The organism is Actinoplanes cyaneus (assembly GCF_016862095.1).
GTDB lineage: Bacteria > Actinomycetota > Actinomycetes > Mycobacteriales > Micromonosporaceae > Actinoplanes > Actinoplanes cyaneus.
Genome location: NZ_BOMH01000085.1, coordinates 1 through 15,459, shown reverse-complemented (window position 1 = coordinate 15,459; position 15,459 = coordinate 1). Strand labels below are relative to the sequence as shown.

The following is a 15,459-nucleotide window of genomic DNA, read 5'->3' as shown; positions in this document are numbered from 1 at the left end:
CCCCGCAGCATCCCGCTGCCCCGGCCCGTTCCCGCCCGACGAAGTCGCAAGCGCTTACGCGTCGACGCGAGTTCCGGGGCCCACCACACTGGCGGCATGGATCACAGATACCTGGGTGCGAGTGGACTGCTGGTCAGCGAGTTGTGTCTGGGCTCGATGACGTTCGGCGGCGAGGCCGACGAACCGACGTCCCGCAAGCTGCTCGACCGGTACGCCGAGGCCGGTGGCAACTTCATCGACAGCGCCGATGTGTACGGCGACGGGGCGTCCGAGGAGATCATCGGACGATGGCTGGCCGGCCGGGACCGTGACACTCTGGTCATCGCCACGAAGTTCTTCTGGCCGACCGGTGGCGGCCCGAACGATCACGGCGCGGGGCGCAAGCACATCATCAGCGCCCTGCACGCGAGTCTGCGCCGGCTCGGCACCGACTACGTCGACCTGTACCAGGTGCACGCGTTCGACGAGTCCACCCCACTGGAGGAGACCCTGTCGACCCTGGACACGCTGGTGCGCGCCGGAACTGTCCGTCACCTCGGCGTCAGCAACTTCGCGAGCTGGCAGCTGCAGAAGTCGGTGGACGTGGCACGGCACCGCGGCTGGGAGCCGTTCGTGGCGTCGCAACCGCTGTACAACCTGATCGATCGCGACATCGAGCACGAACACGTACCGGTCTGCCGCAACGAGGGGGTGGGCATCGTCCCGTGGGCGCCCCTGCGTGGCGGATGGCTCACCGGCAAGTACCGGCGCGGCATGACGTCGGCGCCGGCGGACACCCGGTGGGAGCCGGGTAAGCAGCCGTGGCTCGGCGATTGGGAGACCAGCGTCGACGAGCGCACCTGGAGGATCACCGACGCGCTGCTCAGCGTGGCCGGCGAGGTGGAGCGCAACCCGGCGCAGGTGGCCTTGCGATGGTTGCTGCAGCGGCCGGGTGTCACCGCGCCCATCATCGGAGCCCGTACGGTCGATCAGCTCGCCGACAACCTGGGCGCGTCCGGATGGTCGCTCACCGGCCCACAGATGGAGACCCTTACCGCCGCCGGCGATCGGCCACTGCCGTATCCGCACGGCTACCTGGCGAAATCACCGCGCCGCCGCCCGTAGACCCATCAGGTTGGCCTGGGCCGGCGGAACTCCGGCGGACCTGCAGGACAGCGGGGAACACGCATCGCCAGTGCGGAGTCACCTGCTCCTCCACCAGAGCTCGCGTGGCAGCGGCCGCCATCGCCTCGACCGGCTGGTGCACCGATGACAAGGGCGGGGTCATACAGCCGGCGATCACACTGTCGTCGAATCCCACCACCGCGACGTCCTGCGGCACCCGCCGGCCCGCATCGGCCAACGCCTGCATCGCGCCGGTCGCCATCAGATCATTACCGACGAAGAGCGCGTCCACGTCCGGCTCCTGGGCCAGCAGGCGCACGGTCAACTCGTACCCGGCCGCACGGCGCAGCTTGCCGATCAGGGAGACCTCGGGCAATCCGAGGTCGCGGATCGCTCGCCGGTATCCCTCGCGCCTCGCGTCGGCGCAGGGATTGCCCTCCTGGCCGTGCAACGCGGCGATCCGCCGCCGGCCGGTTTCCCGCAGATGCACGACCGCCGCGTACGCGCCCTCGGCGTTGTCCGCATCGACGAACGGGACACCCGGAGCGCAGGGACCCATCGACACCACGCGATCGCACCGCGCGTAGAACTCCGCCGCCATCGCCGGCGCCACGTTGATCAGAACGACTCCCACGCTGACCGTGTCAGCGATCTTCGCGAGCAGAGCGGCCGCATCGGGCTTCTCCACCACATGCACCCGCAACTGAGCGTCTCCACCGGCAAGCTCCCGCAGGATCCCGGCGGTGACCCGGCCGTAGTACGGGCTGTTGCCGAACGTCACCGCGTCGTCGATCACCACCAGCTCCACCACGCTGCCGTGGCCGCAGGCCAACGCCCGAGCAGCCGGGTCGGGCCGGTATCCGAGCTCGTCGATCACCCGCCGGACGTGCTCACGGGTTTCCGGCGACACCCCGGCCACGCCGTTGACGACCCGGGACACCGCTGCCGTCGAGACATGCGCCGCGGCGGCGACATCGGCCAATGTCAGCCTTTTGGATGGCATCGGCCGACTATATCCATGAGGTCCTCTGCCGATGCCGGTGCCGACGGTCACGATCGTCGTGCTGTTCACCGTCGTCAACCTGGCCCGAGTCCGCTGGAGCCCCGGCTGGCCAGCCCGATCGCGGTCGGTTCGGCCCTGCTGGTGCCCTCGTCTGCCGCTGTCCGTGCTCCGACCGACCTCCACGTTGATGCCGCCGTTCGGCGCTGCCGATGATTGCTCTACGGGGGTGCGGCATGGTCGTACTCTCAGGGCCTGATCGCAGGAGGCATGAATGGGATTATCAGGCCGTGACTGCCCTGACTGTGGTCGCCGGCCCGCCGGTGTCCGTACGTCAGCCGCCGCCAGGTGGGTCGACCGGCGCGCCGGTGATGGCTGCGGCCTCCCGTAGAAGGATGTCGAGTAACGGCACGCCGTCGCAGTTGCTGAGGACCACGCCGACCCACCCGGTGTCCGGGTAGATGCTCCAGTCGGCACCGATGCCACCACCTCCGCCGCCACGCCCGAAGACCCACTGGCCATTGACGATATTCACCGGCATCGTGTAGCCGTCGAACGATGTGGGCTCCGGGCCGGGAAGCTTGGCCCCGGCGAACAAATCGGCGTAGGGCCGGTCCAGCAGCGTACCGTCGCGCAGCGCTTCTGCGAACCGGACCAGGTCCGGCGCGGTGGCGAATCCGTCACCCGAGGCGTAACCGATGAAGCCGCGGCCCGGATTCCTGCCTTGTATGTTCGGGTCCAGGCTGCCCTTGTCCAGGTTACGGACGGCGTCCACCAGGCTGCCATCGGCTTGCAGCATGTACGGGTGCGCGATATGGCTGTCGGTGAGCCACTGCTGCCTGGTGTAATAAGCCGAGCCGCTCATGTTGCAGCGCCCGAAGACGTGCGTGTGCACGTAGCCCCAGAACGTCATGCCGGACACGGCCTCCACGATCTGCGCGGCCATGGCGAAGCCGACACCGCCGCCGGGAAGATGGCCACTGGACCCCGCTCCGGGTACCGCTACCGGCGTCGCCTGCCGGACCCACTGCGCCTGATAGTCGTGCACCTCCTCCCGGCTGTGGAAGATGCGTTGCCAGTCCGGCATGGGGGCGTCCAGGCCGGCGGTGCCGACGAGCAGGTGGTGGACAGTCACCTTGTCGGCGATATCCCCGGTCAAACCCGGTAGATAGGTGCCCACCGTGTCCGACAGTGCCAGCCTGCCCTGCTGCGCCAACTGCAGGACGGCCACCGACAAGAACGGCTGGCTCCCCGAGGAGAGGTTGAACGCGACGCCCTCGTGATTGCGGATTCCCCGCTCCTGGTCAGCCATGCCGTAGCTGCGCGACAGTACTGTCCTGCCGCGGTGCGACAGCAGCACCACACCGGAGAACCTGCCCTCGGCGGCCAACTGCGCCAGGTACCGGTCGAAGGCCCCGCCAGGCAAGGTGTCCGGAGGAATCCGGTCATGCCGGACCGAACCGGATGGGGCTGCCTCGGCGCGACCGGTCCCGGCGCTCACCAGCGGCGCGCCCGCCACCACACCGGCGGTCGCCGCCCCGCCCCATCGGAACAACCGCCGCCGGTCGATACCTGATCGCGAATTCGACACCTTGATCACCGCCCCTTCCCCGTTGACATCCCTGGCGCTGAAAGCAGTGTGCTCTGGTTCATGCCTCCATCGAAGCAGGGCGATTGTTGCGGTGGCGTAAGCGGTTTCCATACACGCGCGATAGACGAAGTCGCATACAAGATCCATTTCCTGCGGTCATCGCCGGTGACGTCAAGCAGGTCGCTAACCTCCCGGGTGAACGACGCTTCAGAGCGAGTGGCCCAGCGGGCCGGAATCAGGTCGCCCGGATTCGTAACAGGTGTTGCCAGGTGGATCGCCGTGTGACCGAACTCGAGTCGCCATGGCCAAGATCAATTCACTCGACTGCCGCAGATGACGCGCGCTCGGCGATCGGCGCCGCCTGCCCGGACTCGTTCGCCAGCAACCACCGTAGTTGCCCTTGATGACGTGGGGAGCTGCTCGGCAGCGACGCCGGGCGCAGGGCGGAGGTTTGGAGTCACCGGGGCGCGGGTATTCGGCCGGATATTGCCCTGGACCCCGGCGTTTGCCCGACATTGTCAGCGTCGCCGAGGGAGTGGGAGCATGACGGCCACCGACACACCGACCGGTAAGCAGGGACATCCGGCTGATGCCGTGACGACGGTACCCCGGGGTAGCGCTTACGCGTCGCTGTCCCGGCAGATCAAGCAGGCCGGCCTTCTCGACCGGCGGCCCGGCTATTACACCGCGCAGACCGCTCTCCTGCTTCTCCTGGTGACCGTGGGCGTCACCGCGCTGGTGATGATCGGCGACTCCTGGTGGCAGCTGCTCGTGGCCGCGTACTTCGCGGTGCTCTCCACCCAGCTCGGCTTCCTCGGCCACGACGCGGGGCATCGGCAGATCTTCCGGTCCGCGCGCGGCAACTTCTGTTTCGGTGTCGTCCTGGCCAATCTCGGTGTCGGTTTCAGCTACGGGTGGTGGGTCGACAAGCACAACCGTCACCACGCGCACCCGAACGACGAGGACAAGGACCCGGACATCGGCGCGGGGGCGCTGGTCTTCACCACCCGGCAGGCCCGCGCCAGCGGGCGTATCGGCCGGGTCTTCTACCGCTGGCAGGCGTGGACGTTCTTCCCGCTGCTCATGCTGGAAGCGATCAACCTGCGGGTGTCCAGTGTGCGGTACCTGCTCGCCGATCGGGACCGCTCCCGGATCCGCGAGATCGCGCTGATCGGTCTGCACGTCGTGGCGTACCTGGCGGTCGTCTTCGTGGTGCTCCCGCCCGGCAAGGCGCTGGCCTTCGTGGGGGTTCATCAGGCGCTGTTCGGCCTGTATCTGGGCTGCTCGTTCGCCCCCAACCACAAGGGTATGCCGCCGCTGAGCGACGCGGACAACGCCGACTACCTGCGCCGGCAGGTTCTCACCTCGCGCAACGTGCGCGGACATTGGCTCACCGACTTCGCTCTCGGCGGCCTCAATTACCAGATCGAGCACCACCTGTTCCCGTCGATGCCGCGAGGCAACCTGCGCCGGGCTCAGCGACTGGTCAAGCAGTTCTGCGCCGACCAGCAGGTGTCCTATCTCGAAACCGGTCTGATCTCTTCGTACGCCCAGGCGCTCCGGCACCTGGACACGATCGGCCGAGCAGCCGCGCCCGCCGCCTAGCTAGCCGGGCACCGCGGCCGGTATCGCGAGGAGCCGCTACGGTGCTGGATCAGGTAGGTTCTCGCCGGCGTACCGGCCGGTCGGGCAGGAGCCCTTCCTCGTGGTCGAGTTCGCGTTCCAGCACCCGAAGACCCACATCGGGCAGCTGGCCGGCGTCGCGCCACCGCAGCAGCTCCTCCCGCTGAGCGTCGATCGCCACCCGGCGGACGTGCAGGGCCGCCTCGTACCCGGGCGACACCGGCAGGTTCATCGAGTCGCTTTCGCGCAGCAGGGTGAGCCGGCCCTGGTAACGGCTCAGCCGGGTGCCGAGCTGCCGGCGCATCGTCTCGATCACGTGGCCGTGGATGTCGTCGTGTTCCTGCGCCTCCAGCTCGTCGAGCGCGGCGAGAGCGGCCTGCACGGAGGCCGAGCGCGCCTCGTTGCGCAGGCGGGCCTGGTCCTTCTCGTCAGCGTGGAGCCCGAGCGCCCGGACGATCGGCGCGAAGGTGAGTCCCTGGCCGACCAGGGTGACGAGTACGACGACGAACGTGCAGAACAGCAGAAGGTCCCGATCCGGGAACGGCGCGCCGCTGCCGGTGACCAACGGGATGGTGGAGATCGCCGCGAGGCTGATCACCCCGCGGGTGCCCGACCAGCTCAGAGCGACGACCTCGCGGCCCGTCAGCCGCTGATCGCGCCGCCGGTTCGCCGGCGACGGCGTCGCACCGTCCGCGTCGTCACCGGTGTCCCGGTCCAGCCGGTCACCGCCCAGCCAGGTGTGCAGCGAGCGCGGCATCGACTGCGTCAGCACCAGCCACACCGGTCGCAGCACCAGGACGACACCGACGCTGATCGAGACGGCGATGACGACGGTGGCGGTGTCGTACTGCGCCAGCCCCTGCACGACGGCGGGCAGCTGTTGACCGATCAGCAGGAACACGCAGCCTTCGAGCAGGAAGTCGACCAGCCGCCACACCGCGCTCGTCTGCAGCCGGCCCGCACCCGAGGCCGACCGCGGCGAGTGGTGCCCGACGACGAGCCCGGCGACCACCACCGCCAGCACGCCGGAAACGTGAACGTTCTCCCCGAGCAGATAGGCGACGAACGGGGTGGCCAGCGAGACCGCGTTGGCCATCATCGGATCGCTGCTCAGCGGCCGTGACAGCAGCCGGACCGCGAAGGCGACCAGCACGCCGACGGCCACCCCGCCGGCCGCCGCGACAACGAACCGGCCCAGCGCCGACGGCGCCGAGAAGTCGTCACCCGTGGCCGCGGCGACAGCGACGCTCAGAATGGTGAGGGCGGTCGCGTCGTTGAGCAGCCCCTCACCCTGGATCAACATGACGATCTTCGGGGGCAGGCCCACCCGTCGCCCGACCGCCAGCGCGGCCACCGGGTCAGGCGGCGCCACCGCCGCGCCGATTGCGATACCGGCGGCCAGGGTCGCGCCGGTGACGAACCAGGCGAAGCAGAACCCGATCGCCAGCGCCGTCAGCAGAACCAGGACCACCGACAGGCTCACCACCGTACGCAGGTTGCGGCGGATCCCGTGCAGAGACGAGTCCAGGGCCGCGCTGTACAGCAACGGTGGCAACACGAGGGTCAGGATGATGTCCGGGTCCAGCGACACGTTGGGTCCCGGCAGCAACGCGTAGCCGACCCCGATGATGGGCAGCAGCGCCGCAGCGGGCAACCCGGTCCGATTGGCGATCCATCGCACCACCACGACCACCGCGACCGCGGCGAGGACGAACACCAGAAACGACTCGACGCTCACCGTCCCATCCTCCCGGATCACCCGCCGCCGCCCCGGGAGACGGTGCAAAGGCACGACCGGTCGATCACGTGATGCGGTCGTCGGCGGGCATGGCGGAACAGTCGCGGAGGACACTCCAGCCGAGCATCCCGGTGACTTGTCCGAGTCTGCCGCCCACGATGAAGCCGTCGTCGGTGATGTGGCAGTTGTACATGCCGTGCTCGTGGCGGCTGCTGCGCATCTTCAGGACGTTGAGGGCCCGGCCGATCTCGGTGAAGTGTTCGAGGTAGCGGAGCTGGATCACGTTGTCGAACAGATACATGAGGCCGGCGAGGGGGTCTTCCATCGGCCCGAACGTCGTCGTCTCGCTGGTGACCCAGAGGGAAGCGCCGGCGTCGCGGACGACGCCGAGCAGACTGCGCAGGTAGGCGGGGAACCGGTGGGCCTCGCGGGCGGCGTCGGTCATGGCGTCCAGGCTGTCGATCACGATCCGGGTGGTCGCGCCGTCCGCGATGCGGTGGCGGATCACGGACGCCAGCACATCGAGGTCGAGGCTGCCCATCGGCACGTGGGAGATGACCAGCTGGTCGGCGGCGCGGGCGGCTTCGTAGTCCCAGCCGAACGTGCCGGCCATGTGGATCAGCTGGTCGACGGTGTCCTGGAAGGTGATGTGGAGGCTCCGCTCGCCCCGGGCCAGGCCTTCGGCGACGAAGCGCAGCGAGCTGATGGTCTTGCCCACCCCGCAGGCTCCGAGTACGAGGGTGGCGTCACCCTCGGGTATCCCACCGCCCATCAGCGAGTCCAGCCCGGGAATCCCGGAGGGGATACGCCCGCTGCTGGGCGTGACCGTCTCGGGCTGGAACGACTCGACGCGGGGGTACACCTGGAAACCCTCGGCGGTGATGTGCACCGCGTGCGTGCCGCTGAGGTGGGTGGCGGCGCGCAGCTTCACGACGCGCAGGCCTCGCCGATCGACCGGTTCGCGGGACTCGTGCGTCAGGTGGATGATGCCGTCCGCCAGGGCGAACTCCAATCCAGTCTGCATGTCCGCGGCGGTGTACTCGCCGAGCAGCAGCAGCACCGTTCCGCTGTGCGCGACGCGGCTGTTCAGGTCGTACAGCGACATGCGCAGGGCATGGTCGCTGACGAAGTCCCGCAGCATCTTGGTGCTGTCGATCACCACCACCACCGGCTGATCGTCGATCGCCTTGCGGACCACCTCGTCGATCAACGCTTCGAGGTACTCCTCGCCGGTGTCGCGCAGCATGTCACCCAGGTGCACGTACTCGACCTTCGGTCCGACAGCGGCGGGGTCGAAGAACGGGAACACGCTCAGGTGCTCGACGAGCTTGGAGTGCGGCTCCGAGAGGGTCGTGTAGTAGACGGCCTTGTGCTCGACCGTGGCGTTGGCGAAGCAGATCTGCTGGGCCAGGATCGTCTTACCCGACCCAGGCGGCCCGGCCACGACCACCACCGAGCCCGGTTGCAGGCCACCACCGAGGATCAGATCCAGGTCGGCCAGGCCGGTCGAGAGCCGCTTCACTTCGTGCCACGCCCTTCCCGCAGTAGGCCTTCAGCCACCTCGAGCAACTCGGCACTCTGGCACGGCTTGGCGAGTGCGGCGTCGGCGTCGACCGCCAGGTGTGCGTCCCCGCTGACCGCCAGGACCGGAATCGCGGCGGTCGCCGGGTCGGCCCGAAGCGCCCGGATGAGATCGACACCACCGAGAACCGGCATCATCATGTCGGTCACCACCAGATCCGGTGCCGACGTACGCACCGAGGCGAGCGCCGCGGCTCCGTTACCGGCCTCGGTGACCTCATGACCGGCACGCGCGAAGATCCGCCGGAGCATGAAGCGCAGGTCCGGCTCATCATCGACCACCAGAATCCTGCCCACCGAACCCGTCCGTTCACTGCGGCAGCCTGCCGGCCCCGACCGTGATCAAAATACGCTGGCGGCGCTTTCTGATGGTGCATATCCGGCGATTACTGCAGGACCGCAGACAGCGTGGTCGCACGGCCAGGCGGGGCGCGGGGCGGCCCGGAGCGGGGCCGGGCCTCGCGCGGGAGTGCCACGGGAACCCGGCTCACGGGCGTACGAGAAAGCAATCGGACCCCGGATCGAGCGGAGCCGGCGCCAGCGGGATCAGGCCAGGAGCTCCCTCGTGCTCGTTCCCGGTCATCGTCGTGTCCGGGACCGCGCGCGGCCGGAAAGGCTGCTCGGCGGCAGCCTCCCCGGCCCGGCGGAATGTCGATCAGACGATCAGGGGACCTGCAGCTCGTACGCCCCGGCGTCGACACCGGTGCCGACGACCCGCTGACGGTCGTCGCGGTCGGTGGTCACGCCGTACGCCGAAGATCCGAAGTTCTTCGCCGGTGACCCGGTCTGCAGGTGCAGGTCGGTGCCGGAGACGAACAGCGGGTTTGCCGTCGCCGAGCTCGGCGCGATGCCGCCGGCGCTGCTGGTGTTCGCCGTCGACTTGATGCCCTCGATGTAGCTCCAGCCCCAGTACAGGTTGTGCCCTTCGTCGATCTTCCGCTCATACGTGTAGCCCGCCTGGTCGGCCTGCACGATGTTGTTGTGGAAGACGACGTCGGCGCCGATCCCGGCGATCAGCGCGCCCGCGCCGGAGTTGCGCAGCACGAACGTGTTGTTGGTGACCTTCGTCCCGGACGCCCCGCCGAACCGGCCCTCGGTGCCCTGCACGTTGACGCCGAGCACCTGGCCCGCACTGAACGACGCCGACGTGCTGATCACGTTGTCGTAGAACCAGGTGCCACGGGTGAGGTGGCTGGTCGCCGCGTCGTTACCCAGCTCGGAGAACGTCTGGTTGTCGGTCGCGGTGTTGTGGTGCACGGTCAGATCGACCGCGCCGAACACCTCGACAGCGGAGCCGTCGAAGCCGAAGTCCGGTGACGTGCCGACGTTGCCGCTGATCGTGTTGTGGTCCACCTCGACACCGGCCGCCGACAGCACCACCACACCGCTCGCGCCGTAGTCGTCGTCACCGCCGCTGGGCGCGATGACCGTCTTGTTGTTGCTCAGCGTGCTGCCGGTCACCCGCAGCCGGTCCGCGCCGTCGTAGGCCTGCACGCCGATCGCGTTTCCGCTCGCGGTGACACGCTGCACCAGCACGTCGTCGCCGGTGACCGCCAGGCCCGTCTTGTCGCTGGTGCCGCCGTTGCGCACCAGCACATCCTGCACGGTCACGAAGGCCCCGGCGACGGTGATCGGGTGGCTGCCAGCGGTGCCGGTCGTCCCGCCGCCACCGTCGAAGATCGGAAGAACGCTTCCGCCGTACGATCCAACAGTGATTCGCGCCGACGACGTGCCGGCCGCGGTGATCGTCAGGTTGGCCCCCGTCCACGTCTGCCCGCTCCTGAACAGCACCGTGTCACCCGGCTTGAGCGCGGCCGCGTTCACGTCGGCGATGCTGTCCCACGCCGCCGACGTCGACAGCCCGTTGCCGCCGGCCGGGGCGGTCCGGTCCACGTAGTACGTCTTGCCGGTCGCCGCCGACACCGCGGTGACCCTGTCCAGCCACAGCTCCCGGGCCACGCAGTCGGTCTGGAAGTACGGGTTCACGAAGTCGACGCGCACGGTGTGCGCCCCGGCCGCCCAGCTGCCGGGGACCGTGTAGTCGGTGTAGGTGGTCGCGGCGACGGTGATCGTGCCTCCGGCTGCCACCCCGTCCACCTTGACCGTCATCTGCGCCGCCGCACCGCCACAGATCTCCTGGCGTGCCCGGATCCGGTACGCACTGGTCGCGGTGGTGTTCGTGAGCTGGATCTCGACGCTGCTGGTGTCCCACATCTCGACGGCCGCCCCTCCGCCGGCGGCCGATTCGCTCGCCTTCTGGGCGTTGGCCGCCGGGGAGATGGTGCCGTCCTCGAGCTCGCCGGCCACGTCCGCGTGCGCCGCCACACCGGTCACGGCGAGGAAGGCGGCACCGGTAGCGAGCAGGGTGGCGCCTCGGCGCCCCCAGGTGTAGCTACGCAAAAGATCCTCCATAGATCGGTGATCTTCTGTCTACCAGGACCCCGGCGCCCCTGCCATCCGCTACCGATGACGCCACGGTGAACTGCAAGAGGGGAGTGGCCGGCGCCCCAGAAACTTGTCCGGAGGCAGTCGACGCTGCGCTGATGACCTCCTGCCCAACCGTTTGCATAACCGATATAGTCCTGCTAACCAATTGACGCTGGTCTATCATGAACCTGGCCAGCTCAGCAGTTCTCCCATCTTTATGGACCGGTTCAGCTACAGCTCTCCCCGAAGATGACGGAGGTGATGACCACGCGGCGGCTAACCGGGGCCGTGCGGCAGCGGGACAGCAGTTCAGATCCATCGAGAGATCGGAGTTCGTCACCTTGGACAGGGGAGACCTTCACATGGTGAAGACCAGTTCTGCGCCCTCGCGAAGGAGGAGACGCGGCAGAGGCTCCAGGAGTCCAGGGCGCGGGTTCTTGGCGCTCGGGCTGGCGTGGGCTGTAGCGGTGGGCTCGCTCGGCGCGTTCGCACGGCCGACTCCGGCGTCCGCCGACGACACGCCGGCGTACAAGAACACCTCGCTGCCCTTCAGTGTCCGTGCGGCGGACTTGGTCTCGCGGATGACGCTGGAGGAGAAGTACGACCAGCTCATAGCGATGCAGCCGCATGCGACCTGGCGTCCGAAGCCGAAGGCGATCGACCGGCTCGGCGTGAAGTCGTACGGATACTGGGGAGAGGCCAACCACGGGATCTACTTCCCGACGATCCCCGGCAACGGCAACTACACGCAGTATCCGCAGAGCACCTCGATCGCGTCGACGTGGAATCCGGCCATCACCCGGGAGATCGCCGGCGGTATCGCTGACGAGGCCCGCGTCACCTACAACACGTCCTGCCCGCCGGGTGTGGCGAACCCCAGCCCCGTCGGTGGCGCCTGTCATGGCTTGACCTATTGGTCGCCGAACCAGAATCTCAACCGTGATCCGCGGTGGGGGCGGGCGGACGAGTCCTATACCGAGGATCCCTTCCTGGCGGGCCAGGTGGCCGGCGCCTTCGTGACAGGTTTGCAGGGCAACACCTCGTCGCGTCCCGACACGATTCCCACCCGGGCGCACGACTACGTTCAGGCGGTTGCCACGCCGAAGCATTACCTGGCGAACAACTCCGAGGCGAACCGCGACTTCGGCACGTCGAACTTCACCGAGCGTTCGATGCACGAGTACTTCCTGCCGCCCTTCGGGGCCTCGGCCGGCAAGGCGGGCGCGCGGTCGCTGATGGCCGCCTACAACGCTCTCTCCGTGGTGGAGGACTACACGAAGGACTACCCGTCCCCCTCGAGCTACCCCACCCTGTGGAGCCCGCGCGACAATGCCACCCCCGGCGGTACCCCCGGGACGCCGGCCGCCGCGAGCCGGTACTCCCTCGAAACCATGCTGCGCCGGTCGTACGGCTTCGACGGTTACGTCGTCTCCGACTGCGATGCGATCACCCGCGTGCACGGAACCGGGACGTCAGGACACTCCTGGCACCCCGTGCAACTTGGCGGTCAGACGCAGATCAACAAGACCCTCGGCAACGCCTGGGCGCTGAAGGCCGGTACCGATCTTGACTGCTCGGGCGGTGACTACCCCACTGCGACCGGACTCCCGGCGGCTCAGAGCCAAGGCTTCATCAGCGAGGCCGACGTCGACATCGCGCTCGTCCGTGCCTTCACCGCGCGGTTCCAGCTGGGCGAATTCGATCCCGTCCCCTCGGTCCCGTGGAACAGTGAGTCCTACTCCCTGTCGGCGGCCGGCGATCCTGATGTCAAGCTGGCTTCACCGGCGCACCGTGCGGTCGCGCACGAATCCGCCATCGAGGCGCCTGTGCTGCTGAAGAACGCCGGCAGAACACTCCCGTTCGCGGGCGCGGCGACGGGCAAGACAGTCGCCCTGGGGCACGTGGACTCCCTCAACGGGTTCCAGTCGGGCTCCTACTCCGGGCCCACAGCCGTCAACACCACCTTCGCCCAGGCGTTGGCCGAGCGGACGGGGTCATCCGCCTCGGCCGTGACCGAAGGCTCCAGCACGCCGTTCCTGTCCAGCCACCTTGCGGTGTTCCCCAACGTCCTCGACACCAACGGCACCGCGATCACCACCTCGGTGTGCGCCAGCAGCCCCTGCGATTCCGTAGCGGACGCGGCGACGGCCGAATACCAGATCTCGCAGGCTGACAATGTCATGGTGGTCGTCGGTCACAGGAACAACGACGGCGGTGAGGGCGCGGACCGCTCCACTGTCGTCATGCCGCGCATGCAGGCCGAGCTGATCCGGGACTCGATCGCCCCGCTCGCCCAGAAGTACGGCAAGAAGATCGTGGTGTGGATCCAGGCCAAGACCATGGTCGATGTCAGCGCGTTCAAGGACCTGCCGAGCGTAGGAGCGATCGTCTGGTCGTCCTTCAACGGCATGTACCAGGGCAAGGCGATGGCCGAGTTGCTGTTCAACGACGCGGTGAGGCTCGAGGACGGGCGTACCGCGGTGGCCAACTTCTCGGGCAAACTGCCGCTGACCTGGTACTCCGACGTTGACGCACAACTCGGGCCGGCGGCTGCTCCGGACCGCGCGATCGAGGACTACCGGATGACCAAGGCCGAAGGCGCCAAGTGCGGCCGGACGTACCTCTACTACCAGGTCGGTCCTGACTGCGCGGCTCCCCACTATGTGTTCGGTCAAGGTCTGTCGTACTCGCCGTTCGTCTACGGCACCCCGAGACTGTCCTCCTCGAAGATCACTCCCGACGATGCGGTGACGGTCTCGGTGCCCGTGGCCAACCGGGGCGCCAGCAAACCGGGCAAGGCTGTCGTGGAGGTCTACGCGAGAGCGCCGAAGGGAGCCGATGGGAACCAGCGCCCGCTCAAGCAGCTGAAGGGTTTGGTCAAGAGCGGCCTGATCGCTGGGACTTCCAAGACGGTGAAGGTCACCATTGGCGCCGGTGACCTGTGGTTCTGGGACGACGTGAAGCACAAGAAGGTGTTCCCCACGGGCGACTGGACCATCCTGGCCGGCCCGAGCTCGGCCGACGCGGACCTGAAGTCGGTGCGACTGCGGGTGACCGGGCACCGCACGGCCGGCGTCGAGGTGGTCTCGGCCCAGCCGGACGCCACCGAGTTGAGCCTGGACACCCCCGGCAACCGGATCAACGCCCAACTGTCGGTCACCAAGCACGACATGACGTTCTGGGATCTTTCCGATCGGGCGCTCAAGGTGAAGTACACCTCCTCCAACCCGGCGGTCGCGACGGTCGACGCCAGCGGCTCGGTCAAGCCCGTGTCCACCGGCGCCGCCCTGATCACGGCCAAGGCCACCGCCAACGGGGAGAGCAAGTCGACCACGTTCCCGGTCGTGGTGACCTCCGGCGCACCGGACGCCACCGGCTCGGCGTTGCCGAACGCGTACACGTCGCGGGTCGACTTCGGTGACCGGAAAGTTACGCTCCACCAGGCATCCTTGGGGACAAAGCTGTCCGCGAGCGTGTTTCCCGCCAACCCGGCAACGACGTACAGCTACCAGATCGCCCCGATGGACACCAACACCGCCGGAGCGAGCGTCACCTCGGCGGGAGTCCTGACCGCGGCCAGGACCGGGCACGTACGGGTCACCGTCACAGCAACCAGCGCCGGCGTGCAGACGTCGGAGTCCGCGCTGGTCACGATCCTGCCCAAGTGCCGGTTCGGCGGGGTCGGGCCATCACTGGCCGGCGACGGCTCGCCCCGCGTGCCTACGAGTTGCAGATCGACCGGGGCAACGGCTTCGTTCGAGCCATCGCCCTGAACGTCGGCTGATCTCGCGTCACGCGGCCGGACGTGAACGATGCTCCCGGCCAGCCGGGTGGCCGAGGGTGTCAAGTCCTCGGCTACCCGGCGCAGACCGGGCTCGCTTCGTACACTCTCGTGCCGATGAGAGTGAACGGCCTTCGCTGCCTGGGTCCAGGCGGAAATGGCAGCGAGCGCGCAGCGTTGGGATCCGAAACAGACTATATGTTACGGACCGGCGGCTAGGTCTCGGCTGGCCCGTGGCCCGAAGCCGACTCAGTAGTATGTTTGAGCCGTTAATTACAATGCCAGGCGCTGCAGTACAGAGCAGGCAAGGTGCTACGCAAACTGATCTCAGTTGGAGAGCGTTGACATGCCCAAGAGAGGTCGCGCGCGACGCCGACAAGCACAAGTCGGCCACGAACGAGAGGCGACGGAACGCCAACCCCCGCAAATGACCGAAGGCGCCACACAGAGACAGCACCGCTCTGGCCCGATAGCGGATGTTGAGGTCCGAAGTCGATACCTGGTCCCCTTAATTCTCGTTGCAACGTTGGTGGCTGTCGTGATGGTAAATCTAGCTGCGGCCGGCCATAAGAACGAGTTGGTCCACGCGTGGCAGACCTGGTCCGATGGCAGGG

The 15,459-nt window shown here is 68.1% G+C and carries 9 protein-coding genes; 3 read left to right on the top strand and 6 right to left on the bottom strand.

What is annotated here, in order from left to right:
- Positions 1 to 96: 96 nt before the first annotated feature.
- A complete protein-coding gene (locus Acy02nite_RS43335; protein WP_203755221.1) occupies positions 97 to 1,104 on the top strand; it encodes an aldo/keto reductase in 1,008 nt (335 codons plus the stop codon).
- Here the strand turns inward: Acy02nite_RS43335 and Acy02nite_RS43330 are convergent.
- Together Acy02nite_RS43330 and Acy02nite_RS43325 are read right to left on the bottom strand one after the other, a co-directional pair.
- Positions 1,031 to 2,176, bottom strand: coding sequence for a LacI family DNA-binding transcriptional regulator (locus Acy02nite_RS43330; RefSeq protein ID WP_239175826.1), 1,146 nt, complete (start codon positions 2,174 to 2,176; stop codon positions 1,031 to 1,033). The two genes, Acy02nite_RS43335 and Acy02nite_RS43330, sit on opposite strands and share 74 nt — an antisense overlap.
- A 262-nt stretch (positions 2,177 to 2,438) precedes the next feature.
- Positions 2,439 to 3,704 (bottom strand): serine hydrolase domain-containing protein, encoded by a 1,266-nt coding sequence (locus tag Acy02nite_RS43325; protein WP_239175825.1) that lies wholly within the window; start codon positions 3,702 to 3,704, stop codon positions 2,439 to 2,441.
- A gap of 534 nt (positions 3,705 to 4,238) precedes the next feature.
- Between Acy02nite_RS43325 and Acy02nite_RS43320 the strand changes: the two genes are divergently transcribed.
- Positions 4,239 to 5,300, top strand: a complete 1,062-nt coding sequence (locus Acy02nite_RS43320) for a fatty acid desaturase family protein (RefSeq protein WP_203755215.1) — start codon at positions 4,239 to 4,241, stop codon at positions 5,298 to 5,300.
- A gap of 49 nt (positions 5,301 to 5,349) precedes the next feature.
- Here the strand turns inward: Acy02nite_RS43320 and Acy02nite_RS43315 are convergent, their stop codons facing one another.
- The 4 genes from Acy02nite_RS43315 to Acy02nite_RS43300 all read right to left on the bottom strand — a co-directional run bounded on the left by Acy02nite_RS43315 (position 5,350) and on the right by Acy02nite_RS43300 (position 11,037).
- On the bottom strand, positions 5,350 to 7,056 hold the full coding sequence (locus Acy02nite_RS43315; protein ID WP_203755213.1) for a Na+/H+ antiporter: 1,707 nt from the start codon (positions 7,054 to 7,056) through the stop codon (positions 5,350 to 5,352).
- Between the two features lie 64 nt (positions 7,057 to 7,120).
- Positions 7,121 to 8,578 (bottom strand): DUF7125 family protein, encoded by a 1,458-nt coding sequence (locus tag Acy02nite_RS43310; RefSeq protein ID WP_203755210.1) that lies wholly within the window; start codon positions 8,576 to 8,578, stop codon positions 7,121 to 7,123.
- Positions 8,575 to 8,934 carry a response regulator gene (locus tag Acy02nite_RS43305; RefSeq protein WP_203755207.1) on the bottom strand — a complete coding sequence of 120 codons (360 nt, stop codon included), beginning with the start codon at positions 8,932 to 8,934 and terminating at the stop codon, positions 8,575 to 8,577. The genes Acy02nite_RS43310 and Acy02nite_RS43305 overlap by 4 nt, the downstream gene beginning before the upstream one ends.
- A 366-nt stretch (positions 8,935 to 9,300) precedes the next feature.
- Positions 9,301 to 11,037 (bottom strand): carbohydrate-binding domain-containing protein, encoded by a 1,737-nt coding sequence (locus Acy02nite_RS43300; protein ID WP_203755205.1) that lies wholly within the window; start codon positions 11,035 to 11,037, stop codon positions 9,301 to 9,303.
- 209 nt (positions 11,038 to 11,246) lie between these two features.
- Between Acy02nite_RS43300 and Acy02nite_RS43295 the strand changes: the two genes are divergently transcribed.
- Positions 11,247 to 14,837 carry a glycoside hydrolase family 3 C-terminal domain-containing protein gene (locus Acy02nite_RS43295; protein WP_203755203.1) on the top strand — a complete coding sequence of 1,197 codons (3,591 nt, stop codon included), beginning with the start codon at positions 11,247 to 11,249 and terminating at the stop codon, positions 14,835 to 14,837.
- Positions 14,838 to 15,459 lie beyond the last annotated feature (622 nt).